The following is a 24,261-nucleotide window of genomic DNA, read 5'->3' as shown; positions in this document are numbered from 1 at the left end:
ATTACTTTTCTCCAGACTCAGCGTCGGTTTTGGCTACAGTATCAGTGAAGCGCTGATTACGTGGTTGATATTCTTCAGGTAGCTCAAAAGGCATTAATGCCGCTTGCTTGGCATACCTATCTGCATCGTCACCTAATTCAGCTAAAATAGCTTCAACCTGTTGCTGACGTTTTTGGGTATCAGGATGAGCAATCGCATTATCAACACCATAGCCTCGATAACCAGGCGGCAATTCCATTCGCATCACATCAAGAGCTTCATAACTCATTTCTGGTCGTAAACTATTAGCATCTGGCCAACTTGTTAAGGTACGGTTCAACCAGTCTTGGTCATTACGCTGTGGAAAATCTTCTCGTGAATGCGCGCCGCGGCTTTCGGTACGCGCATGAGCCCCGCAGGCTACCGTCAGGGCAACTTTCAACATACGTTTAACCCTTAACGCCTCAACTAATTCAGGGTTAGCGTGGCGTTTTTTACACTTTAAACCGAGGTTTTTCGAACGTTCAAGCAGTTCGGTTAATTGGTTAACAGCCACTTCAAGTTCAGGCCCATTGCGGAAAATCCCGACGTAGTCCATCATAATTTTTTGCATTGAAGCTTTAAGTTTAAATGGATCTTCTGTTCCTTCACCCTCAATAAGCTGATCAACTTCTGTTTGTAACTGCTTACCAAACTGGGCGATTAAATCAGTATCAACGACTAAACTAGTTTGCTCACCAAAGTCAGCAACATACTTACCGATAATCATTCCACCAACCACCGTTTCTGCGAGGGAGTTGCCACCGAGTCTATTAAAGCCGTGCATATCCCAACAAGCAGCCTCTCCAACACTAAACAGCCCTGATAATTGCGGGCTTTCGCCATTGGCTTTAGTACGAATACCGCCCATAGAATAATGTTGTGTAGGTCGAACTGGGATCCAATCTTTAACCGGATCAATACCTAAAAAGTTTTCACAAATCTCTTTAACTTCACGCAAATTGGTATCAATGTGCTTTTGACCTAATAAGGTAATATCCAGCCATAAATGCGGCCCATAAGGGCTATTTACGCCTTTTCCTTTGCGCATATGTTCGGTCATTCTACGAGACACAACATCTCGCGAAGCCAGTTCTTTTTTCTCTGGTTCATAGTCGGGCATAAAGCGGTAACCGTCTTTATCGCGCAGCACACCACCATCACCACGACAGCCTTCGGTAGTTAAAATCCCCACTGGAACGATAGCCGTCGGATGAAACTGTACCGCTTCCATATTTCCTAATGTCGCGATACCGGTATCTAGCGCTAACGCTTGGCCAATCCCCTCACAAATAACGGCATTGGTTGATACAGAATAGATTCGTCCGTATCCGCCTGTGGCAATAGTGGTCGATTTAGCAATGTAAGCGCGTAATTCCCCCGTAATTAAACAGCGAGCGATTACACCGTGGCAACGTTCACCATCATGAATAAGCGATAATGCTTCCATCCGTTCATGCACTGGAATGCCTAACGAAATGGCTTTATTATCGACAGCATACAACAAAGAATGACCTGCACCGTCTGCGGTATAGCAAGTACGCCACTTTTTGGTACCACCAAAATCACGCGCATTGATGAGTCCATGAGCCGCTTCGGCCTCGGTAATGGTGACTTTTTCAGCGTTAACAATTACTTGTCTATCGCCTTTAGTTACTCGAGTCCAAGGAACGCCCCACTGAGCTAACTCTCTTACCGCTTTGGGTGCACAGTGAGCAAACATTCGAGCAACATCTTGATCGCAGCCCCAATCGGAACCTTTAACCGTATCTTGAAAATGGATGTCTTCATCATCACCTTCACCTTTTATGGTATTGGCTAAACTGGCTTGCATGCCACCTTGGGCTGCTACAGAGTGCGATCGCTTAGCGGGAACCAGCGATAACACCAAGGTATCAAGACCGCGCTCTTTTGAGGCTATCGCGACTCTTAATCCAGCTAGTCCAGCGCCAACCACCAAGGTGTCGGTATAAATAATTTTCATGTTAATTCCTTACAACATCGACACATATGGCACTACAGGTAATGCTAAAGAGCGGCCAATAAAAATATACGTCAGCAAACTCGCCACACCTAGCACCATTAAATACACTAGCAACACCTTGGCAAATTTGAGCATAGCAAAACGTTGCTCAACCAAGCCCCATTTCACCACGACGCGATATAAACCAAATACGGCATGCACTGCTACAACAGGTAATAGCAGGATATATAAAGCCCAAGCATTGAGGTGATACACCCGTTCAGCCGAAAGATGTGGGCCTATTTCAGGGTTGGTGATCATGGTGAATAAGTGCGTTGGTACGAGGAAGAACAATAAAAAACCAGTGATCATTTGCCAAAACCAAATTTTGGTATCTTCATGGGGTAAAAAACGCATTTGATTTCGTAAGGCTCGCCATTGCCCTAATTGAGTAGGAAATCGCCGTAATGCAAATACCGCATGGATCAGCAGAATCAATAACATAAAGCAGGAAAAAATTTTTGTTACCAGAGGATAGCCATGGCCAGTTTCACTGAAAATGCCACCTTCTAGAAACTGTGCTACTTGGTAGAAAGCTTCTTTGCCAAACAAAATACTCGACTCAAAATGCAAATGCATCACTAGAAAAAGCCCCAGTAATACACCAGACAAACTTTGTAGTTTATCTGCACGAGCAGCCCAAAGAGGGTGAGCAAAACCTTTATCGGTATTTACCGCCCTGTCGACTTTCGTTTGCAAAGAATTCGCAGCCATAAATCATCATATCCTGTTATACACAATCACAAGTATTGACCATATCAAGAGTTTTTGAATAGCGGCAATGAACAATGATCAAACCGTGATAATGTTCACCTATTATTAAGCGGGAGTTAGAAGCGGGTCACACAAACCAGAAAATAAAAACTTAAATAATACTGATAGTTAACTCAATATCGAAACGAGTTTCCGGTAGAGAAAACAATCGAGTATTTTATCTAAAAATGTGGCTTTATGGTAATAATTACTCGCAATATTGACGTAACTTATCGCGTAATAACAACATGACCGGAGTGATATGATCGCGACTAGGACAGATCAAATTTAACGCAACTGACTCACCTGTTTTCTAATCATCAGCAATATCCTGCGCGATTTTTAATATAAACGAGACCGTAAATGGTCAATCTTAACCGAGTAAAAAACCAATAAACTCTCACCTAAACGAGCATCTTAAAATAACTTGGGTATAATAAGCGCCAATTTGATATTACTTTTACCATAGTTAGGAAAATCCCATGGCTTGGATCCAATTACGCATTCACACACATCGCGATAACGCCGACTTGCTTGGCGACTTATTAATGGATCAAGGTTCACTTTCCATCACCTATGAAGATGGCCAAGACGAGCCTATTTTCGAACCAAAATTAGGTGAAACACCACTGTGGCAAGATACCGTAATGATTGCATTATTTGATGCGGGTACTGACTTAGCACCAACAATCGAGTTTTTAGAATCAATGCCATTTTTAGGCAAAGGTTTTAATCATAAAATTGAACAAGTCGAAGATAAAGACTGGATCCGCGAATGGATGGACAGCTTTCACCCAATCCAATTTGGTTCACGCTTATGGATTTGCCCTAGCTGGCGTGAAATTCCTGACCCGACCGCTGTTAACGTCATTCTCGATCCAGGTTTAGCGTTTGGTACAGGTACTCACCCTACCACCGCCTTATGTTTAGAATGGTTAGACAGCCTTGATTTATCAAACCAAGAAGTCATCGATTTTGGTTGTGGCTCAGGTATTTTGGCTATTGCCGCCATTAAACTCGGCGCCAAAAAAGTGACCGGTGTTGATATTGATTATCAGGCTATTGACGCTTCAAAAGCCAATGCTGAACGTAACGATGTAGTTGATAAATTGGCCCTATATTTACCAGAAGATCAACCAGCCAACTTACAAGCAGACGTATTAGTCGCTAATATTCTTGCTGGTCCGTTAAAAGAGTTAGCACCTTTGATAGCTGAGAAAGTCAAAATAGGTGGAAAACTGGCGCTATCGGGTTTATTGCAAGAACAAGCACAAGAAGTATCCGACTTCTACAGCCAATGGTTCATCATGGATCCAGTAAGCAACAAAGAAGACTGGAGTCGCTTAACAGGAATACGCAAGTAGTCAGCTCGTAAGCCTAAAATGCACTCAATAATTGGCGATATTACGAGCTAATTGAGTGCGTAAATTCTCGTTTACAGGTTGTTAACATTCATAATTGACACTTGTATATAGGAAAACATCTCTCTGCAACACGCACCAGTGCTCAAAAATGGCCAAAAAACGCCATTTATTAGTCAAAGATGTGACGGCTAATAAAAGTCAAGCAAAAAAGTTGCATTTAGGTCATTTATTGACCTTTTCACGGCCGTAAAAAAGGGCTACTATAGCGCCCCTTTGGAGAGCAAGGTGAAGTCCGAAATGCAAATTGGCCCGTATCAACTGTCTAATCAGCTGATTGTGGCACCAATGGCAGGTGTCACCGATCAGGCCTTCCGAAATCTCTGTTTACGCTATGGCGCAGCTTTAGCCGTATCAGAAATGCTTTCATCGAATCCCGACGTTTGGGACAGCGACAAAAGCCGCCAGCGCATGATGCATTCTGGTGAAGAAGGTATACGCTCCGTACAAATAGCAGGTGCAGATCCTGATTTAATGGCTAATGCCGCTAAGTTCAACGTTGAACAAGGTGCGCACATCATTGATATCAATATGGGCTGCCCAGCAAAGAAAGTGAATAAAAAATTTGCTGGTTCTGCGTTAATGCAAAGCCCCAGCTTAGTAAAAGAGATTTTACAAGCAGTGGTTGCTGCAGTAGATGTGCCAGTAACGTTAAAGATACGCACAGGTTGGGAGCCTGAACATCGTAATGGTGTTGAAATAGCCCAAATTGCTGAAGATTGTGGCATTGTCTCGCTCGCCGTTCACGGCCGAACCAGACAATGCATGTACAAAGGCTTTGCCGAGTACGACACCATTAAAGCAATTAAACAGAATGTCTCAATTCCTGTTGTCGCTAACGGGGACATCGACACACCAGAGAAAGCCAAGTTTGTACTTGACTACACTGGCGCCGATGCCCTGATGATAGGAAGAGGTGCACAAGGACGGCCTTGGATTTTTAAAGAAATCCTACATTATCTGGAAACAGGTAAAAAGTTAGCGCCAATTAAGGCAGAAGAGCAACGCAGTGTGATGCTTGAACACCTTAAGAAACTTTATGACTTATATGGCGAATACAAAGGTGTCCGATTTGCTAGAAAGCATGTCGGGTGGTACCTAAACCATGAGGAACAGCGCCAATTTCGTGCTGACTTCAATCGGCTTGAAACCGCTGCCCAGCAACATTCCCTCGTAGAATGTTATTTTGATGAATTAGTTTAGAATTTAATAAAGAGCAGAATAGAATGTTTGATCAGACAACTAACACAGAAGTTCACCAGCTTACCGTAGGCAAAATCGAAACAGCAAACGGCACTATCAAGCCGCAGTTATTACGTGACGCAGTTAAACGTGCCGTAACTAACTTCTTCTCTCAGTTAGACGGTCAGGAAGCTTCTGAAGTATATGAAATGGTATTGTGCGAAGTTGAAGCACCTTTACTAGACATCATCATGCAACACACTCGTGGCAACCAAACGCGCGCTGCTAATATGTTAGGTATCAACCGTGGTACTTTACGTAAAAAATTAAAGAAATATGGCATGAACTAAGACTAGCGTCTAAGTGATTGTAATGAAACGGGCTTATCAGCAATGATAAGCCCGTTTTGTTTTATCAGTTACACTCGTAGTAACACATCACTTATCAGCAAGTGTTAAATACGAGTAGAAACGGTCATTCATGTCTAATGACTACTGCACCTGTTGCGGAGATATTTTGGCTGTATTAATGGTATTGCTACAACTAGGCACGTTGTTACCCCGATAATTTTTGCAGCCCCAAAAAGCCCCTCTAGCACTTTCTCTTAAGCTCATCTCACTGCCACAAACGTTACATATCGGCGCCATATGGGCACAACTGTCATTGAGGCATACCTTGAAACCGACAAAACGTTTGCGTGTCATCGGACTGCCGCATTCGTCACAGCCTGCTTCTTTGTGATCGCATAATGGAAAGTGTGAGCAAGAAAAGAATGATGTGAACTTGCCCACTCGTGGTTTTAATATCCCAGTTGTACATCGGACACAGTTAATTTGTTCGAACAAGGATTGCACTAAAGACGTACTAAATTCTTGTTGTTCAACGGCATAATCTTGTTGGATCAGTTCCACAATAAATGGGCTCACATTGGTCATATCGGCGATAACGTAAACTCGGTGCTTTGCACGGGTTAGCGCGACATAAAATAAACGTCGTTCTTCTGCAAACTCAAAATTTTCAGCTTTAGGTAAAAACGCATCAAGTAAAGGTGGCGTTATTTTTTTCGACGGAAATCCATGTATGCCTTGGGTCATTCCCATGATCACCACATAATCGGCCTCTTTACCTTTTGAAGCATGAAACGATAAACACTCAATCACGAACATCGGGTATTTAGCCGTTAACTGACGCAACATGTCTTTATCTGGCAACTGAAACCAGAAACGTGCCAGTAAGTATACTGTCGGTTTAGCTTTAAGCTTATCAACAGCTTGAGTAACGCGGACGGACAGAGCATTTAAGACTTGCTCTAATGCGTTGTTACTCGGCTCATCTTTAGTTGCGCCCTCATTGGTACCACGACGAAGTATTGATACTGCAGGCTTGGCAACTTGTACCAATGAATGGATATCTTTGTTGAGTTGATGCGGATTTTTACTCACAAAAGCGCTAGCCACTTCACCGATACGGTTATTAAATCTAAAAGTAAGATCCAAATACGTTTCGCTGGCATGGCCAAAATAACGTTTAAATTGAGTCGTTAAACGGACATCCGCACCACTAAAGCGATAAATAGCCTGCCAATCATCGCCAACACAAAATAATGAAGTATCGCTGTTACCTTTTTTCGTGCGCGAATCTCGCAAGGCTCGCACTAAACGTGCTCTGGGTTCTGAAATATCTTGAAACTCATCGACCATGATATATTGCCATGGGCTGACATATTGACCACTTTGCAGGTATGCGAGCGCTTTGGCTATCATGTCCTCAAAGTCGATATCACCGTGAGCAGATAAATACTGTTGATACTGCTGTAAAATGGGTTGGAGTAATTCAAATGCTTTACGCGTTTGGGTAGCATTGGCAAATACCTTTTCCAGCCCGGCCTCGTCAATACAAGCGGCTTTGTACAAGCCAATGAGCTGGCTAAACAATTTTGCCAGCTCAGTGACTCGTCCCAGTTCATAAAGAGTTGCCAATATCGCTTCATCAGGTAAAGGTGAATAGTTAACCTTAAATACCGTTAAAGCTTGTTCAAGCTTATTAATTAACTGACTTTTCTTGTGCTGATAATAAAATAATTCGATGCAGTTGGTTTGGCGCTGATGATGTAACTGCCGTTTCCATTCCATTGATGTTAAATATGCAGCTTGATCGATAAAAGGAACCGTATTATTGGCTTCATCAATGCCATAATATTCAATATAAACCTCATATTCAGGTAGATAAAAATCAGCTTGATACTGGCGAAAATCAACCGTGCTGACATCAAATTCATACTTGGCTTCATATTGATATTCAATGCCATTGGTAAACAGCCAATTGGCGATATGCAACTCACCAAAACTTTTGACCCTTTCACCTTTCAATGAGCGAATGTCGTTATCATTTAAATATTCAAAATACTCACCTTGTGTTGAAAATTCGAATGGGCTTTTTTCAACGTAATAATAACGACTAAAATAGTCAAAAAGTTGTTTACGATAAGATTCATTTTTAATCAAAACTTCTAATCTATCATGCACCCATTTGTCTTTGGCGGGTTCATCATTTACCCACGCTGATAAGCTAGGTTTCACGCCTTCAACATCGGCAATAATTTTCAGGCCTAAACTGTGAAAAGTACTGGCCTTAATATCATCACTGCCCAGCTTATGTTTAATTCGCAGATCCATTTCCATGGCGGCTTTTTTGCCATAAGCAAGCAATAGAATGTCATTAGCTTGAGCTTGACCACTATTCACTAGATAACCTGCTCTGCCCACCATTACGCTGGTTTTCCCCGTTCCAGCGCCCGCGAGAAGCAGATTACTATCATCATCGATAATACATGCTCGACGCTGTTTATTGGTTAGTGGATTTGACTCAACATGATCAAAAAAGCCCGCAAATGCAAGCAACTGTGATTGAATATAGCTTTCACGTAAGCGCTCTATATCCGCTTTATTCCAGTGATAAAAATCGTGTAATTGAGTTAATGCGGTACGTATATTAGCGGGTAGCTCAGCCCCTTCACTCCAAGGGAACCAGCGAAAGTACTCACGTTCGATTCTAGCGCGCATTTTGTCTACTAATGACTGGCGTAAATACCGACTCGATGTGGCTTTTTCAACTCGTAATATCAAATCGCACAGCGATTTTTGATGAGATAAAGCCCAGAGTAATTCGACCTGTTGCTTAAAATGAGATTTAGCAAAATAACTTAAAAATGGAATTTGATAATGGGTACCTGCAGCATTAAAACTCAATAAGTTACCGAGTAAACTGGCACTAAACAGTGGCGGGTGATCTAATTGCTGCCATGATAACTGCCCAATAATAAGTTGCTTATTGTTATGCCGAAATCTTGCTAAAAATTGGCCATGGCCAGGTATAAAGGTAATACCCTCTTGCGTCAATTTGATCGCATTTACGTCACGCTGATACAAATGCCCAAACCAACTATGAGGGATAAAGCTAACTGAATTTTCTGATGACAAAGTAAAACCTACGACTAAATGGTTTCAGGGGGTAACCGACTCATATTTAAGATAACGTTACAGTAAATAATGAGCAATGATGGATTTAACTTGATAATACCCGCTGTGAGCGTTTCAGGGAATACGGTTGGTAAAACTCGGCTTAACCTAAACAAACAAAACGGGTATTTTTTATAGCGGTAGTTTGACTCAATATAACGTTAACATGCTGTAAGCAGTTTGATGATCAACGGTGTTTGAGACACTATGGCGAATGATGTTGTATTAATTCATGATAAAAAACAGCACATACAAGCAAAATTGCACATTTACGCTATAAAATAACGTCAACTACTGCATGGCAGTTTTATGTAAAAATACATCACAATGATTCTATTATTTTTGTTACTCTGGCTTGTTGCAATCTCACTCGTTAACGGTGAATACTATTCACAAAACAGCTAATGCAATACAAAATTCACTCACGTAAAAATCCCCGACTTAGACCAGAATGTTGTGGTGCCTCACGAATAAGGGTGAATAAATTATTCGTTATCTGCGTCGGGATTGGGATTAAACATTAACCGAGATAATATCTGCTTTTTGCATACATTACTGACTTCGCACTTAAGGATTAACCCATGCACAACGCTTCATTACCGCCAATGATGACATCGATGCTATCGTCATTAAAAGGTACTTCTAGTGTTATTCAATCATTAGTACTCATCGGGGCTTTGTGTATTACTACAGTTGATGCAGCACCACTGCAAAACACATCAATTGCCACTATTCCCCAACCTGTGAGTAATAATGCCATCGCATTGGTACACAGTAACAACAAAAGCTATTTACTCAGTTTTATGGGACTAGCCCCAGAAAAAAACCATCTCGCGGTACACAATCATGCTTGGGCGTTATCACTTACAGAAAAAAATTCACAGTGGAAGTCAATTGCAGATGTCCCTCACATTGCGCCTTTAGCGGGCAGATTGGCGTCAATTGCCATAGGTATTAATGATAAGGCGTATGTGTTTGGCGGTTATACCGTGTCCGAAAATCATGACGAAATTAGCACAATTGATAATTACCAATACTCGATTAAGACCAATCAATATACTCGTATTGTGGACATGCCAGTGGCCGTTGATGACACCACTGCAACAACGTACCAACAGCGATACATTTATTTATTTGGCGGCTGGCACAACGACGGCAACGTCAATTTAGTCCAAGTGTATGACACCCAGACCAACACTTGGGCTCAAGCAAGCCCAATACCTGCACCGGCTGTATTTGGTCAAGCAGTAGGAATGGTAGGTAATCAGCTGGTGTTATGCGACGGCGTAAAAGTACAAGCTAATATCAACGCGCGCCGCAGTTACCAAGCATCACCCGTGTGTTTGTATGGTGAAGTCAATCCAGATAATCATTTGCGAATTGATTGGCAATTACTGCCGCATTACTCTGTCGCGGCTAATATCAACGTAAGTAAATCTACAATAACTGAATCAAACGTAAATCAAGCAATAGCAAACACTGCCAAATCAAACACTGCTGCAACTGCTACGGCTCATTACCGCATGGCAGCTACCGGGATTAAAACAACAACTGGTGGCCAAATTGTATTTTTAGGCGGAAGTGATAATCCGTATAACTATTCAGGTATTGGTTATAACGGTGAACCTAGCGAGGCAAGCTCGTATGGTTATCGATTCGACTTGGCTACTAAGCAATGGCTCACACCGCAGACACTATCGCAGCCAAGCATGGATCACCGTGGGTTAGTGTGTTGGCAAGGTAGCTTATTAAGAGTCGGCGGTATGCTACAGCAACAAAAAGTCAGTTCAAAAGTACTGCTAAGCACATTGGCGCAAGGCGAGTCTTGCACTCAATAATGCATCAATTTTCGATTAATGTGTGAGTTAGCTAACAGATTAGTGGTGAATAAATTGAGCATTGTTAAAGATGCACATAAAATACATGTAAATTATGTGCACCTTTGGAATTGCCATGTTAACCGAACAAGCAGCACCCGCATTACAGCACTTATCATTAATTGATTTGATAGATCATATTGAAGCGACTCATCATCAATACATTCGTGAAACCGCTCCATTATTAGTGGAATACACAGATAAAATGGTCCGCGCGCACGGTGATGATCACAGCGAGATAAAGCCTCTGGCGCATGCGGTTAATGAGTTAATTGCCGAATTAATGCCGCATTTAATGAAAGAAGAACGCATTTTATTTCCGGCGATTAAATCGATCAGCTTAGGCAAAACCGTTGATGGATGCTTTGGTCATATTAGTAACCCTATCAACATGATGTTGCATGAACACGATAACGCAGACCACATGTTGCAAACCATTCGAAACTTAACCAATAACTACACACCACCTGCAGGTGTCTGCCATACATGGCAAACATGTTATCGCACCTTGGCTGAATTTGATGCCGACTTGCAAACTCATATAGAGATTGAGAACACTTTATTATTCCCAAAAGCTTTAGCACTATAATCCTCCTTGGTTCCCCATTTTGAAGCAACTTCGAGATCATCCTTACGGATTTGCTTCCTTTTTTTTGCGAAACTTCATACAGTACATAATGAGTTTTACGTACCTCAATATGGAGCCTAAATGTCGCCTCATCATTACCCAACCTTTGCCTTAGATGACATTGCAAACTTACATGAATCTGCCCAAGTTGAATTTAAGTTAGCAGGTGGAAGAGATGGTAATGGAATGTTGCCCGAAGGTATGTGGGAAAGCTACAGCGCTTTTGCCAACACCTTAGGCGGGGAAATTATTTTAGGGGTAAAAGAGCAGCAAGGTGACTTTACGATTGAGGGAATTATTAATCCGATGCCGATGCTCAGTGAAATTTGGGCAATTTTACATGACCCAAAAAAAATCAGTCACAATATTTTAGCGCCTACCGACGTACAAATTATCGAAATTATGGCTAAAAAGCTGATTCGTATCCATGTGCCCTGCGTGGATGTAAAACTCAGGCCCATCTATGTTGGCACCGATCCTTACAGCGGTACCTATTTTCGAGTGGGCGATGCCGATATGCATGCGAGCCGTGAGCAAGTTGAACAAATGAGCTTAAAAGCCGGTATCGATTTGAAGCTAAAGCAACTGAAGCAGTAAATCCAATTGGTTAATCTCGATATGCGGTAATACCGGTTGCGCCTTTTTATGCCGTTGCTGCATACATGGGTTTAGCCACGCACTTTGACAGCCCGCCATTTTAGCTCCAGCGATATCAGACAACGGATGATCGCCCACATGCAATAACGCCGACGGCTTAATATCTAATTGACGACAAGCAAGGCTAAACATGTCGGCAGCAGGTTTCATTTTAACCCCATGACCAGGATGTAGCACAAATTGCATCACTTTATCTAACCCGATGCGCTGGGTGTCGACATTACCATTAGTAATACCAATAAGTTGGTAACGTTGGCTTAAACGTTCTAGTAACTCCAGCACGCTCTCATCAACAGTAAAATTACTACGATGATGATGAAAACATGTCATGCCATCTTGTGCACCTTGGCTGGCTTCTGTCTCACTATAACCAAAGTGTAATAAACCTTGATGTAACATGGCGTAGCGCGCTGCACTGGTATCATGAGCTAACTCTGGATGTAGTTTGAACAGTGCATGTTTGAGTTGCTGCCATTGAGCAGCGTCCCATGTTGTGGTGGCAGGATAGATTTGATTTATTAACGAGAACAGCTGCTCACTGGCATGTATTACATAAGGAAGATTATTGTAGAGTGTATCGTCTAAATCAAAACTAATCGCGCTAAAAGGTTGTAGGCGCTGATATTGGATCATCGAAGCTTTAGGCAATTGCAATGTCATTATTTCCCCCTGTCTTTTTTCGCTCTTGGATGCGCGTTATCGTACACTTTGGCAAGGTGTTGAAAGTCTAAACTGGTGTAAATTTGTGTGGTCGATAAGTTCGCATGACCGAGTAACTCTTGTACTGCACGTAAATCTTGGCTTGATTCAAGCATATGAGTTGCAAACGAATGACGCAACTTATGTGGGTGAACTTTTACCGCCATGGCTTGCTCTTGTCCCCACTTAGCCATACGCGCTTGAATACTACGATGAGACAATCGCTTGCCTTGGCTGCTAACAAATAACGCATCCCCAGCTTCTACACAAGATAACTGGTTACGGCAATTCAACCACGTTTTGATCGCGGTTAATGCCACTTGGCCAATGGGCACAACACGCTGTTTACTGCCCTTACCCATCACTTTAACTTCGCTTTGATCAAACTTAATGTCAACGCAATCTAAGCTGGCTAACTCAGCTAAACGTAAACCACTTGAATAAAATAGTTCCATAATGGCTTTATCACGCAAGCTCAAAGGATCATCGCCCTCTATGGACAATAAATGGCTGACAGCATCCACATCCATATTTTTCGGTAAGGGTTTATTTTGTTTAGGTGCACTTAACGTCTGTGCCGGGCTTACCGTAACAGCACCTTCGCGCAGCAAAAAATCAAAGAACTGTTTTAAGGCAGACAAACACAAAGATAAAGATCGGGGACTCAGCCCTTTACGGTGTAATGTTGCCATTACTGATTGCAGCTGATCACGGCTAACCTCAATCAGTTGAGTTGATTCAGCTAACATGTCTTCGACACGACGTAATTCAAACAGGTAGTTGCGCACGGTATAGGCTGAGAGCTGTCTTTCCGAAGACAAATGTTGGCTAAATATCGTTTGCCAGTCAGTTGGCTTCATCAAGGTACTCCCAGATTGTAACGACTCAGGCCGTCGCCATTTAAGTCAATTTCATCGTTGAAAAATGCTCATTTAAAACACATAGCTTAACGATTACATTTTCGGCAACATATGGTCTAATAAACGACGCAATTGGCTGAATAACAATGAGTCCATATCGGGGTGGAAATGCGTTGGGTCATTACTGGCTATAGCAAATATCACTTGGCCATTTTCATCAGATAATTTAGTTAACGCCACAGAGCCAACTTCACTACCAAACAAACGCTTAGATTCTGATTGAGTTAACCGACCAAAATAATAACCACTTTGGACGCGATGACGCCAAATTTTAGCTAATTCGCTGTCAATATCGTGCACAGTAATTAACCTGACATGACTAAAACCAAACTCGTTTTTTAATCCTTCTGACAACACTAAACGCAGCTCACCTAAATCTTGGCTCGCAAGCATTTTAAACGACAATTCGGTATTAAATTTGAATATTTTCTCATTATGAGTGGCAATATTCATTAGCGAGGTAATTTCTTCTTCAAGCTGGCTAACACGTTGACGTAACAGCTCTTGTCGACGTTCAACTAATGATACCGCGCCACGTTCCGCATGCGGTACACGCATAGCAACTAATAACTCAGGATAACGATTAAAAAAATCAGGATTATCCAATAAATATTCGCGGATCAACATTTCATCAAACGGTGCTTGTTGCAGGCTCGCCATCATGTCGATGCCAAGATCTTGTCCAATTGAATTAATATCTTTTGCTTGCTCACTGCTAACCGTATTGTCAGCGGCCACATTAGTCAAACTGACTTTTGAGGTAATGTCACTCATAGTTGTATTTGTCCATCATATACATGTTCTGCCGGTCCGGTCATCCATAACGGCTTACCCTCGCCTTCCCAATTTATGATTAAGCTGCCACCAGGTAAGTCGACTCTCACCTGTTTGTCTAGCTTATCCTGCAATTGTCCAACTGCTGCCGCGGCACATGCACCTGTACCACATGCTAAGGTTTCTGCTGCGCCGCGCTCATAGACACGTAACTTAATGTGCCCAGGGTTAATCACTTGCATAAAACCAACATTTACGCCTTTAGGAAAGCGCTCATGACGGGTCAAGCTGCTACCAATTTCGTCCACGTTAACCGTTTGTACGTCTTCGACTTGAATCACACAATGTGGATTACCCATTGAAATGGCACCGCATAAATAAGTTTGCATCGGCGTTTGCAATAAATAGGTTTTTTCGCTTTTTTTGGCTTTAAATGGAATTTGGCTTGGCTCGATGACAGGAACGCCCATATTAACGGTCACGTTACCATCACGCTCAATTCGTAAAGTTATTTTACCCGAGTTAGTACTCACGCGAATTTTATTCTTTTGCGTTAAACCTTTATTGCGAACAAAACGAGCAAAACAACGAGCGCCATTACCACACTGTTCAACTTCACTGCCATCGGCATTAAAAATACGATAATGGAAATCTAAATCTGGATCATAAGGCGGCTCGACCAACAAAAGTTGATCAAAACCAATCCCAAAATTCCGATCGGCAAGACGGCGAATTTGTTCAGGCGAAAAAAACACATTTTGTGTTACGCCATCAACGACCATAAAGTCATTACCCAGTCCGTGCATCTTAGTGAAATGGATCACAAAAGTTTCCTTATAAAACGTTATGCCGCTAGCTTACTGCCTATGGCAGTAAATGTTCGCCTTGCCAAAGTTGTTCTAGCGTTTCACGCTGACGAACAACAAAATCATTACCACCATCAACCATAATTTCAGCCACTCTTGGGCGAGAATTATAATTTGAGGCCATAGCAAAACCATAAGCGCCACTTGAACGTATCGCTAATAAGTCACCCGACTTTACCGCTAACTGTCTGTCTTTTCCCAAAAAGTCACCCGTTTCGCATACTGGGCCTACAATATCATAAGCAAAAGTTGGCGCATCATTTTGTTGTACCGGAATAATATTTTGCCATGCGCTATAAAGCGACGGACGAATAAGATCATTCATTGCACCATCAACAATCGCAAAACGCTTATCGCTGTTTTCTTTCAGATAAAGTACTTGAGTGACAAAAATACCCGCATTGGCGGCTATAGCACGGCCAGGTTCAAAAATTAACTTCAATTTACGACCATTTAAGCGCTCGAGTAATGCAGCGGCATATGCGTCTGGATGTGGTGGAGTTTCACTGTTATATGTTACCCCTAAGCCGCCACCCACATCAAAGTGTTCAATTTGGATACCTTGTTCGCCTAAACGATCGATCAATGCAAGCATGCGATCCATGGCATCTAAGAATGGCTTTATTTCGGTGAGCTGTGAACCAATATGGCAATCCACACCCTTAACATGTAAATGAGCTAATTCTGCTGCACGGGCAAAAACCACTTCAGCTTCTTCCATGGCGATACCAAATTTATTTTCTTTAAGGCCCGTCGAAATATAAGGATGAGTACCGGCATCAACATCTGGATTAATTCGCAATGAAACAGGTGCCACTTTACCTAAGCGGCTCGCGACCTCATTAAGCTGTTCAAGTTCGGCACTTGACTCGACATTAAAACAGTAAATGCCAATATTAAGAGCTTGCTCCATTTCGGCAACGGTTTTGCCCACACCAGAGAAAACCACTTTTTTAGGATCGCCGCCAGCTTGCAGCACACGTGAGAGTTCACCGCCAGACACAATATCAAAGCCACTGCCTAAGCGAGCCAATACATTTAATACCGCAAGGTTTGAATTCGCCTTCACTGCATAACAAATAAGATGCGGATGATCAGCAACGGCATTATTAAAGGCATGCCAATGGCGCTCTAATGTGGCACGAGAATAAATGTACAGCGGCGTACCGTGAGTTTTGGCCAGTTTTGCTACATCGCAGTCTTCTGCGAATAGTGAATTATTTTGATATGAAAAGTAATCCAAAATGCGGTCCCTTATAAATGCTATTCTTGTTGTGAAGTTGAGGGTTGAGAGTCGAGTTCCTCAGTTTGCTTCGGCACATCAGTGCTGGCAGGTTTTGGGGCGACTTTATTGGCCACTGGCTCAGGAGTTTTGTATAAAACCCCTTTTTGACCACATGCGGTTACCAATAGGCTAGCAAGCATAATAAATAAAAGCAGTCTCATTTTTCTCAACATCTGTGCATCTAGTGAATAATGGTCTTATAATCGCATTCATAACGCAGAAAGCAAAGGATAGAAATACATGGCTATTACAGATACTGAGTTTCATCGATTAGCCGATGAAATGTTTGGCGAAATAGAGAACGCGGTAGAAAAAGCAATTGACGAGCAAGATGCCGATGTAGATATCAATGCCAGCGGCAATGTTTTACAGCTGGCTTTTGAAGATAGTTCGCAAATTGTCATCAATAAACAAGAGCCTTTGCATGAAATTTGGTTAGCCACAAAATCAGGTGGTTATCACTTTAATTACAACGATGGCAAATGGTTAGATACTCGTAATGGATTGGAGTTTATGTCTTTTGTGATTGACGCCATCAACAAACAAAGTGGCATTTTGCTCGAGATAAGCGCATAAACATCGCAATAAATTAGCGTAACAAAGTGCCAAGTGAGTCATTTAATTGTCATTGAGATTGGGCTTATGCTTAAAAAGCTGAGCCCATCTCATCTACTGACAAACCAAAAGGTATTACGGTTAACTTGCCTTCTATATCCACAAGTTGAAAAAACTGCGGCATATTAAAAACAGGGGATCGTTGTTTTTGCTCGTCAAAAACATATAAATGACTTTCTTTGGCAACAAAATCATTAATGCTAGTGTGTTGATATTGTAAATGTTCAAGCTGATTATTATCGTCCGCAATAAACACATCAAGAGTTTGATGACGTTCACGTAAAAAATACTGCTTCGCTCCCATCACGATAAACTTTTGGATTACCGATGGTGAATTCAAATAGGGGTCTTCAGCTAAATCTGCATATGGCAACACAGATGAATTAAAATTTCCGGTACCTGTTATTAAATCAACTTTACGATACATCATACCTAATGAATTGAAATGCATACTATAATGCTGCTCACCAATGGTTATCGGGTGCATTAATGTATTTGTCTGATTGACCTTCTTCATTAAACCATAACAACGTAACAGGAGTGTTTTGAGCTGATTAAAAATCGGTTGTTTTAATTTTGCCGAGCAACTAATAATCGATAAATCAACCTGCTCATTTGAGCGTTTTAATCCCAAAATAATAAATGAAATGGCTTCCAGTAATGCGGTTTTTCCATTAAAACGATGACTCTGCCATTCACCCCAGCTGTTCAAACAAACAATTGCGACAGATGACACCATACTTATTTTTGTCTGACCAAAAGAGAGAATATTGGCATTAACATGTTCCAATATCAATTCTTGCTCACTCAATTGAGTTGTCGGATCTCTATCCATATTAGTAATCAACACAATTTTTTGATAGCACCATGGTTCACATAAATCACGTTTATAAACAGTGGGTACATTGTGCATAATAGGAATAAGTTTACGCGTTAAGTAACTTAATTTATCTGTCCGTCTTTTACCTCGTCCAACTTGAAACCATTGAGTATCTGCCGTTGCGAGGCCATTCAACACTGACCAGGCAACTAAATTGCATATATTATCCGCTTCGTGAATTGAATGATCGTCGAACTCATGTGCAGGATCGTTATCAACCGCTTGAGACGGATCTTTATCAAGGTATGCTTGGCGATAAAGATAAAAACGTGATGCTTGCCTACAATGGAAGATGGTCAACGATTTTTCAGCAGTAGATAGACTCCATAAGCGGTTTAAAGGCTGTAACAAATGAGTATCTTCACTAAAATAAGTGTGTAGCTTACGCGCCAGCAAGCCTAATTCCTCAACCCGCATACGTTCACTTAGTGTTTGTTTTGAGGCAAATTGCAATAGATTTTTGTAACTGACTAATAGCAGTTCACTGAGCTGTTGATTGAACCATTTAAGCTGACCTGCATGCCAATAAGGACTATTATCCAATGTGGCTACCAACTCATGGCTCCATGCCCATTGCTTAACCAAGTTTTGAATTTTCTCTACCCGCCAGTCTGCCGCACTATTAGGTGATAAACACGATAGCGTGACACCTGACTTTAAGTAAAAACAACGCCTAACAATTTCTAAACGATTATCATCACCTTGAGCTATCAAGTAGGTTTCAATACGTTGATAAAGCAATAAATAAGCATCGTTATCAACACTAAAATCTTGTTGTTCACAATATTGCCAAATTTGTTGAGTAATCAATGTTGTACTAGGATATTCCGAGGCGTAAGTTTCCAGCAACAACACTTTTAATAATGCTTTATGGGGTTTATTGAGCCCCTTATACAGCTGCCATAATGAGGCTCCGAAATACTCTGCTGCTGGCAAAGAATTGATATCGCCAAGATAAAGTAAACTGGCATCAAACTCGGTATTTTGACTATTGGCATCAGGCCACCAAGCAACAACTTTACCTGCAAGCCGGATGTGAGAGCGGTAAAACTCTTCTAATAATAGCCAATGCTGGCTACTACCACTGTGTTCTAATCCTACTGGCTGGCAATTATCAAATGCGCTGCACTCTCTAAATTGCATCGGATGCACAAGATAAAAGTTCACTTCAAACTCAAAACCGGCAAACCAGTCACTGATAAGTTTATTTTTATATTCAATTAACTTTAGCTGGTCATCAGTCAGTTTGCTATTGTAAACCAACCAGATATCAACGTCACTTTGAGGGTTTTGTCCAAAACTAGCAGTGCTTCCCATGGCATATATGCCTTCAAAAACACAATCACTTGGCTGGATCATCTCAGGAATGGATAAAGACAATGCATCACATGCCGACACTATCGCATCTGACAAGGTAAAACCGTGAATACCACAAGGTGTATCGGGATCGATAATACCAGGCACATTGATTTGATTATGATGGATTAAAAAAGGAATAAGATGAAATAAATGCAGCTGTGATTCAGGCAACACATTGAGCACTCTTGCCAATCTGATGCCATTGAGCTTTTCAGCTAAATCCTTTTGGTAATAAGCCGTTTTATCGGTCAAGACTCACTTCCTTTATTTTTCTCTAAAGCAACAATCTGGTAACAACTAATTATAAAAGACTAACCCTTTATGACTACTTTTGCCAATCAAGATCACATTTTTACCGAAATGGTGATCATCGTAGCATTTATTTTTTATAACTCCAGTAGCTAACAAACAATATTAATCAAAAATAAGCCCTACGGACTTCAAACAATTACCATCGATTTGTTACATCAAAGCTTGAGCGGTGATAGCATTACCTCAATGAGGCTATCTGATTGGATCTACTACCATGTCTGAAAATATAATTCGTATCGCAACACGTAAAAGTCCACTTGCAATGTGGCAAGCTGAATTTGTTAAAGCTGAGCTTGAGCGCATTCATCCTGGGCTTACGGTTGAGCTATTGCCAATGAGTACTAAAGGTGATGTCATTTTAGATACTCCTTTAGCTAAAATCGGTGGCAAAGGCTTGTTTGTTAAAGAGCTGGAAGTTGCCATGCTTGAAAATCGCGCCGATATTGCTGTGCATTCCATGAAAGACTTGCCGGTAGAGTTTCCAGAAGGTTTGGGCTTACAAGTGATTTGTGAACGTGAAGACCCGCGTGATGCATTTGTGTCAAACAATTATAAATCTATCAGCGAATTACCTCAGGGCGCTGTGGTAGGTACATCAAGTTTACGCCGTCAGTGCCAAATTAGAGCTGCTCGCCCTGATTTAGTTATCAAAGATTTACGCGGAAATGTCGGTACTCGTTTAGCCAAGCTAGACAGTGGTGACTATGATGCGATTATTTTAGCGGCCGCCGGATTAATTCGCTTAAAGCTAAACGAACGTATCGCTAACTTTATTTCTGCCGAAGAATCACTGCCAGCCAATGGCCAAGGTGCGGTAGGAATTGAGTGCCGTACTGATGATGCGCGAGTTAAAGCGTTATTAGCGCCACTAGAACATTTAGAAACCCGTTATAGAGTGCTTGCTGAACGAGCAATGAATACTCGTTTAGAAGGCGGATGCCAAGTTCCTATTGGTGCTTTTGCTGAAATAAACGGTGATAATTTAACTCTACGTGGTTTAGTTGGTAATCCTGATGGCAGCCAAATCATTATAGGCACTGTCTCGGGTTCTAAGACCGATGCGGTTGCACTTGGGGAATCGCTTGCAGAGGATTTACTGAGTCGCGGTGCTAAAACTATTTTAGACGCTGTGTATGCCAGTTAATCTTGTGCTATCAAGATAACAGACCATGAAAGTCTTGTTAACGCGCCCACAAGGGCGCAATCAAGCAATGGAAGAGCAACTCTCGCTGCGAGACGTTGCTTATCTTGTTACTCCGCTATTATCGGTTGTAGAAACCACAGAACAACTCAATCCTACCCACTTAAATAACACTGACAACTTACTGTTTATTAGTAGCAATGCAGTGGACTTTGCCGCACAAAAACTGCAACAGCAATTTCCGACTCACTGTCGTTATTTTGCTGTAGGCCAAGCTACGGCAGATAGTCTAGCTCAATATAATATCAATGCTTTTACCTCACCAGAACACAGTCAAGATAGCGAAGGATTATTGTCGCTAGCCCAATTACAAGATGTCGATAAACAGTCATTTATTATTGTTCGGGGTTTAGGCGGACGAGAAACACTTGCAGAGCAATTACAGCTGCGAGGCGCCAATGTGAACTATTGGCAAGTCTACCAACGAGCAATACCAAACCTTGACGGTAAAGCGATAACTCAACAGTGGAAATCGTTTGGAATTGACACCATTGTCGTCACCAGCGGTGAAATATTATCCAACTTAGTTGAGCTTGTACCAAAAGAATTATTTGCATGGCTACGTGCATGTCATATCATAGTCCCCAGTAATCGCGTCGAATTACAAGCAAAAGCAATGGGCTTAAGCCATATCTCCAATGCAAATGGAGCAAATACTCAAGCTATACTAGCGAGTCTTGCGTTATAATTTGTTATTGTATTGTTATCTTGCATCGACACGCATTTATTAATATTGCTTTTATTGGTTGTATTTTTGCTTTCAAGGACTGTTCATGGAAAACAATAAAAAAGATCCAAACCCGCCTGCTCACAAGGATGAGAAAGTAATTTCTCCTGCACCAAGTCCTGTAGAAAAACCGACTCAGACCAAAAAAGGCAATGCAACCAGCCAAAAATCTGCTGACAGCAAAACCCATAATAACCAGGCAAACTCCTCTGCTAATTCACCTGTAAATAATAGTCGACGCAAAGCGAAACCTAGTTCTTGGTGGATCCGTCTTGGAGTACTGTTCAGTTTACTCGTAGCAATAGTGGCTATTGCAGCTTGTTATTGGCTGTATTTGCAACTGGATCAACAAAGTAATGGCCAAACTCAGTTAGGGCAAAATATCTCTGAGCAAGTAACCCAAAATAAATCGTTAAAATATGAATTACAGCAAACGGCAATGGCAACTAATAAACGCATTGGCACGTTAGAGCAACAACAACTGAATGATACCAAAGCTTATGCGAAATTAGCCCAACTGCAGCAGTCGAATAAACAATTGCAAGAGCGTGTTGCGGTGATTGCACAGCGCAGTCCTAACCATTGGATGGCATCAGAAGCTGAATACCTTGTACGCATGGCGGGTAGAAAACTGTGGTTAGAAAACGATCCACAAACCGCTATTGGTTTATTACAATCGGCAGATGAACGCATTAGTGCGATGAAAGATCCTGCATTAACAGTATTACGCAAAGCGTTAGCAGATGACATCACCAAAGTTAAAGCATTAAAAACGACTGACATCACTAATACTATCTTTGACTTAGATACCCTTATTGATGGCTTCACACAATTACCATTAAATCGTGTTGATGAAAATTTTGCTGACAATAAAAGCACTCAACAAGTAACTGATTCAATTGATGACTGGCAACAGAATTTGGCCCGAACTTGGCACGATTTAACTGATGGATTCATCACTATCCGTAAACGGACTACTGATCTAGAACCACTATTATCACCTGAGCAGCAATGGTATTTGGTCGAAAATATTCGCAACAAATTATTACAAGCACAATTAGCATTGTACCGATTTGACCAAGTGAATTATCAACAGTCTATATCGTTAGCAGACAAATGGTTACAACAGTACTTTGACTTGAGAGATCCAAAGACCAAATCAATGATTGAGTCTTTAGATAAGCTTACCAAGGTTAACATTGAGAAAATTTCGCTCAATAAATTTCAAGCATCGCCACTACTGCAGCAACTGGTTATTTATGGTGAAATTATGCCTACACAGGAGCCTGCGCAATGATTAAGACGCTAGTTTATGTTGTTCTTATTTTAATTGGGCTGTGTATAAGCCCACTCATTATTGGGCAAAGCGGTTACATTTACATCGCAATTGGTGAATATCAAATAGAAACCAGTTTAGTGACCGGTATTGTTGGCTTAATTGTGTTTTATTTTGCACTACAATTACTCGAATGGTTAATCATCTTGTTATTAAATATTGTATTAAGTAGCCGATACCTTCCAGAACAATGGCGAAGAAAAGCCGCTAAAAAGCATACGTTAATCGGTGCTTTAGCACTGGCAGAAGAAGATTGGCCTGCGGCAGAAAAAGCAATGGCAAAAGGGGCTGAAAAAGGTGAAATCCCGGTATTAAATCTATTTGCAGCAGCTAGAGCAGCACATTATCAAGGTGATATTACAGCTCGCGATCATTATTTAACTCAAGCAGAGAAAAACCCAATTGCAAAGACAGCGGTTTATACTTCGCGCACCCGTTATTTAATGAAGCAAGGTGAACTGGTTAAGGCACGGGCAATATTAGATAAACTGAACCCGACAAGTAAAAGCAGCTCTCCAGTGCTTAAATTGGCGCAAGAATTATACTTACAGCAGCAAGACTGGCAGGCATTGAAGTTGTTGTTACCTATTCTTAAAAAGCGTCAATTATTAGCTGAAACTGAGTTCAACCAATTAAATACTAAAACCAACAGTATTTTAATGATCAATGCAGCCAAAATATCTGAAGCGGAGTTAACCAAATGTTGGCATTGGTTAAATAAATCAGAACGTAAAGAAGATGAACTGATATTAGCCTATGCTCGTGGACTTATTCAGTATGGTCATAAAGATCAAGCGCTAAAATTAATTAATAAACAACTCAATGCTTCGCCATCAGCAGCGTTATTTACAGCAATACCTGATTTAATTACCGCTCAAGATCAAGATATCCGTAAATTGCTCAGCAAGTTAGAAACCACTCATGAAAATGATGCTGACTATCAAATGTGCCTTGCCAAGCTTGCCATTCAAAGTCGTGAGACTAAACAAGCCAAAACTCATTGGCAAAATGTATGTCGCATAGCACCAACTCATCAATCATGGCTGGCTTTAGCTCAAACACAAGAACAGTTAGGTGAAAATTCAACAGCGGCTCATAGCTATCGTAATGCAGCTAATATTCTGTAAACAATAAGTATTATTTTTGTACAAACCAAAAGCCTGCAATGTTGCAGGCTTTTTTGTTATCTATTGGTTCATCTTACTGCTAT

General features: G+C 41.3%; 21 protein-coding genes. 11 read left to right on the top strand and 10 right to left on the bottom strand.

All coding sequences use genetic code 11. The annotated features are described in order from the left end of the window. Position 1: 1 nt before the first annotated feature. Both SFRI_RS02375 and SFRI_RS02370 read right to left on the bottom strand, forming a co-directional pair. On the bottom strand, positions 2-2,002 hold the full coding sequence (locus SFRI_RS02375; protein WP_011635946.1) for a fumarate reductase flavoprotein subunit: 2,001 nt from the start codon (positions 2,000-2,002) through the stop codon (positions 2-4). A gap of 9 nt (positions 2,003-2,011) precedes the next feature. Then, entirely contained in the window at positions 2,012-2,755 is a 744-nt protein-coding gene (locus SFRI_RS02370) for a fumarate reductase cytochrome b subunit (RefSeq protein WP_011635945.1), read from the bottom strand. A gap of 521 nt (positions 2,756-3,276) precedes the next feature. On the opposite strand from SFRI_RS02370, the gene prmA reads away from it, so the two are divergent. The 3 genes from prmA (at position 3,277) to fis (ending at position 5,747) form a co-directional block, all read left to right on the top strand. After that, positions 3,277-4,158 (top strand): 50S ribosomal protein L11 methyltransferase, encoded by an 882-nt coding sequence (gene prmA / locus SFRI_RS02365; protein WP_011635944.1) that lies wholly within the window; start codon positions 3,277-3,279, stop codon positions 4,156-4,158. Between the two features lie 297 nt (positions 4,159-4,455). After that, positions 4,456-5,418, top strand: a complete 963-nt coding sequence (dusB, locus tag SFRI_RS02360) for a tRNA dihydrouridine synthase DusB (protein ID WP_011635943.1) — start codon at positions 4,456-4,458, stop codon at positions 5,416-5,418. Between the two features lie 23 nt (positions 5,419-5,441). Continuing rightward, the gene (gene fis, locus SFRI_RS02355; RefSeq protein ID WP_011635942.1) at positions 5,442-5,747 is read left to right on the top strand and encodes a DNA-binding transcriptional regulator Fis; all 306 of its coding nucleotides are present in this window, start codon (positions 5,442-5,444) and stop codon (positions 5,745-5,747) included. A gap of 141 nt (positions 5,748-5,888) precedes the next feature. On the opposite strand, the gene SFRI_RS02350 is transcribed toward fis, so the two are convergent. Beyond that, positions 5,889-8,876, bottom strand: a complete 2,988-nt coding sequence (locus tag SFRI_RS02350; RefSeq protein ID WP_011635941.1) for a UvrD-helicase domain-containing protein — start codon at positions 8,874-8,876, stop codon at positions 5,889-5,891. A gap of 620 nt (positions 8,877-9,496) precedes the next feature. Between SFRI_RS02350 and SFRI_RS02345 the strand changes: the two genes are divergently transcribed. The 3 genes from SFRI_RS02345 to SFRI_RS02335 all read left to right on the top strand — a co-directional run bounded on the left by SFRI_RS02345 (position 9,497) and on the right by SFRI_RS02335 (position 12,017). Then, positions 9,497-10,753: a Kelch repeat-containing protein gene (locus SFRI_RS02345; protein WP_011635940.1), complete on the top strand. Its 1,257-nt coding sequence runs from the start codon at positions 9,497-9,499 to the stop codon at positions 10,751-10,753. A 115-nt stretch (positions 10,754-10,868) separates the two neighbouring features. Next, complete coding sequence (locus SFRI_RS02340) at positions 10,869-11,381, top strand: hemerythrin domain-containing protein (RefSeq protein ID WP_049763507.1); 513 nt, start codon at positions 10,869-10,871, stop codon at positions 11,379-11,381. A 120-nt stretch (positions 11,382-11,501) separates the two neighbouring features. Continuing rightward, positions 11,502-12,017 (top strand): AlbA family DNA-binding domain-containing protein, encoded by a 516-nt coding sequence (locus SFRI_RS02335; protein ID WP_011635938.1) that lies wholly within the window; start codon positions 11,502-11,504, stop codon positions 12,015-12,017. On the opposite strand, the gene SFRI_RS02330 is transcribed toward SFRI_RS02335, so the two are convergent. The 6 genes from SFRI_RS02330 to lptM all read right to left on the bottom strand — a co-directional run bounded on the left by SFRI_RS02330 (position 11,997) and on the right by lptM (position 16,782). Beyond that, positions 11,997-12,737, bottom strand: a complete 741-nt coding sequence (locus SFRI_RS02330) for an HAD-IA family hydrolase (RefSeq protein ID WP_011635937.1) — start codon at positions 12,735-12,737, stop codon at positions 11,997-11,999. The two genes, SFRI_RS02335 and SFRI_RS02330, sit on opposite strands and share 21 nt — an antisense overlap. Then, entirely contained in the window at positions 12,737-13,636 is a 900-nt protein-coding gene (gene xerC, locus SFRI_RS02325; RefSeq protein ID WP_011635936.1) for a tyrosine recombinase XerC, read from the bottom strand. Before xerC ends, SFRI_RS02330 begins: the two co-directional genes overlap by 1 nt. A 93-nt stretch (positions 13,637-13,729) precedes the next feature. Beyond that, positions 13,730-14,356: a DUF484 family protein gene (locus tag SFRI_RS02320; RefSeq protein WP_208855595.1), complete on the bottom strand. Its 627-nt coding sequence runs from the start codon at positions 14,354-14,356 to the stop codon at positions 13,730-13,732. A gap of 110 nt (positions 14,357-14,466) precedes the next feature. Next, positions 14,467-15,294 (bottom strand): diaminopimelate epimerase, encoded by an 828-nt coding sequence (gene dapF, locus SFRI_RS02315; protein WP_011635934.1) that lies wholly within the window; start codon positions 15,292-15,294, stop codon positions 14,467-14,469. Between the two features lie 40 nt (positions 15,295-15,334). Next, the gene (gene lysA, locus SFRI_RS02310) at positions 15,335-16,579 is read right to left on the bottom strand and encodes a diaminopimelate decarboxylase (RefSeq protein ID WP_011635933.1); all 1,245 of its coding nucleotides are present in this window, start codon (positions 16,577-16,579) and stop codon (positions 15,335-15,337) included. A 20-nt stretch (positions 16,580-16,599) separates the two neighbouring features. Then, positions 16,600-16,782, bottom strand: a complete 183-nt coding sequence (lptM, locus tag SFRI_RS21510; protein WP_049763506.1) for an LPS translocon maturation chaperone LptM — start codon at positions 16,780-16,782, stop codon at positions 16,600-16,602. A gap of 79 nt (positions 16,783-16,861) precedes the next feature. On the opposite strand from lptM, the gene cyaY reads away from it, so the two are divergent. After that, on the top strand, positions 16,862-17,197 hold the full coding sequence (gene cyaY, locus SFRI_RS02300) for an iron donor protein CyaY (protein ID WP_011635931.1): 336 nt from the start codon (positions 16,862-16,864) through the stop codon (positions 17,195-17,197). A gap of 70 nt (positions 17,198-17,267) precedes the next feature. Here the strand turns inward: cyaY and SFRI_RS02295 are convergent, their stop codons facing one another. Then, positions 17,268-19,727 carry a class I adenylate cyclase gene (locus SFRI_RS02295; RefSeq protein WP_011635930.1) on the bottom strand — a complete coding sequence of 820 codons (2,460 nt, stop codon included), beginning with the start codon at positions 19,725-19,727 and terminating at the stop codon, positions 17,268-17,270. A 274-nt stretch (positions 19,728-20,001) separates the two neighbouring features. Here SFRI_RS02295 and hemC point away from each other — a divergent pair, with 274 nt between their 5' ends. From hemC to SFRI_RS02275, 4 genes are all read left to right on the top strand, one after another. Next, positions 20,002-20,931 (top strand): hydroxymethylbilane synthase, encoded by a 930-nt coding sequence (hemC, locus tag SFRI_RS02290; RefSeq protein ID WP_011635929.1) that lies wholly within the window; start codon positions 20,002-20,004, stop codon positions 20,929-20,931. A 25-nt stretch (positions 20,932-20,956) separates the two neighbouring features. Continuing rightward, complete coding sequence (locus tag SFRI_RS02285; protein WP_011635928.1) at positions 20,957-21,676, top strand: uroporphyrinogen-III synthase; 720 nt, start codon at positions 20,957-20,959, stop codon at positions 21,674-21,676. 85 nt (positions 21,677-21,761) lie between these two features. Continuing rightward, positions 21,762-23,012: a uroporphyrinogen-III C-methyltransferase gene (locus SFRI_RS02280; RefSeq protein ID WP_011635927.1), complete on the top strand. Its 1,251-nt coding sequence runs from the start codon at positions 21,762-21,764 to the stop codon at positions 23,010-23,012. Next, positions 23,009-24,178, top strand: coding sequence for a heme biosynthesis HemY N-terminal domain-containing protein (locus SFRI_RS02275; RefSeq protein ID WP_011635926.1), 1,170 nt, complete (start codon positions 23,009-23,011; stop codon positions 24,176-24,178). Before SFRI_RS02280 ends, SFRI_RS02275 begins: the two co-directional genes overlap by 4 nt. Positions 24,179-24,261 lie beyond the last annotated feature (83 nt).

Origin of the sequence: Shewanella frigidimarina NCIMB 400 (genome assembly GCF_000014705.1) — a bacterium.
Taxonomy (GTDB): domain Bacteria; phylum Pseudomonadota; class Gammaproteobacteria; order Enterobacterales; family Shewanellaceae; genus Shewanella; species Shewanella frigidimarina.
Note: the sequence above shows the minus strand (reverse complement) of the source record. Positions and strands in the feature narration are given on the sequence as shown.

Bases quoted from the DNA above. Each gene is read 5' to 3' on its own strand.
- SFRI_RS02375 (WP_011635946.1), bottom strand. From the start codon at position 2,002: ATGAAAATTATTTATACCGACACCTTGGTGGTTGGCGCTGGACTAGCT.
- SFRI_RS02370 (WP_011635945.1), bottom strand. From the start codon at position 2,755: ATGGCTGCGAATTCTTTGCAAACGAAAGTCGACAGGGCGGTAAATACC.
- prmA (WP_011635944.1), top strand. From the start codon at position 3,277: ATGGCTTGGATCCAATTACGCATTCACACACATCGCGATAACGCCGAC.
- dusB (WP_011635943.1), top strand. From the start codon at position 4,456: ATGCAAATTGGCCCGTATCAACTGTCTAATCAGCTGATTGTGGCACCA.
- fis (WP_011635942.1), top strand. From the start codon at position 5,442: ATGTTTGATCAGACAACTAACACAGAAGTTCACCAGCTTACCGTAGGC.
- SFRI_RS02345 (WP_011635940.1), top strand. From the start codon at position 9,497: ATGCACAACGCTTCATTACCGCCAATGATGACATCGATGCTATCGTCA.
- SFRI_RS02340 (WP_049763507.1), top strand. From the start codon at position 10,869: ATGTTAACCGAACAAGCAGCACCCGCATTACAGCACTTATCATTAATT.
- SFRI_RS02335 (WP_011635938.1), top strand. From the start codon at position 11,502: ATGTCGCCTCATCATTACCCAACCTTTGCCTTAGATGACATTGCAAAC.
- SFRI_RS02330 (WP_011635937.1), bottom strand. From the start codon at position 12,737: ATGACATTGCAATTGCCTAAAGCTTCGATGATCCAATATCAGCGCCTA.
- xerC (WP_011635936.1), bottom strand. From the start codon at position 13,636: ATGAAGCCAACTGACTGGCAAACGATATTTAGCCAACATTTGTCTTCG.
- SFRI_RS02320 (WP_208855595.1), bottom strand. From the start codon at position 14,356: ATGGCGAGCCTGCAACAAGCACCGTTTGATGAAATGTTGATCCGCGAA.
- lptM (WP_049763506.1), bottom strand. From the start codon at position 16,782: ATGAGACTGCTTTTATTTATTATGCTTGCTAGCCTATTGGTAACCGCA.
- cyaY (WP_011635931.1), top strand. From the start codon at position 16,862: ATGGCTATTACAGATACTGAGTTTCATCGATTAGCCGATGAAATGTTT.
- hemC (WP_011635929.1), top strand. From the start codon at position 20,002: ATGTCTGAAAATATAATTCGTATCGCAACACGTAAAAGTCCACTTGCA.
- SFRI_RS02285 (WP_011635928.1), top strand. From the start codon at position 20,957: ATGAAAGTCTTGTTAACGCGCCCACAAGGGCGCAATCAAGCAATGGAA.
- SFRI_RS02280 (WP_011635927.1), top strand. From the start codon at position 21,762: ATGGAAAACAATAAAAAAGATCCAAACCCGCCTGCTCACAAGGATGAG.
- SFRI_RS02275 (WP_011635926.1), top strand. From the start codon at position 23,009: ATGATTAAGACGCTAGTTTATGTTGTTCTTATTTTAATTGGGCTGTGT.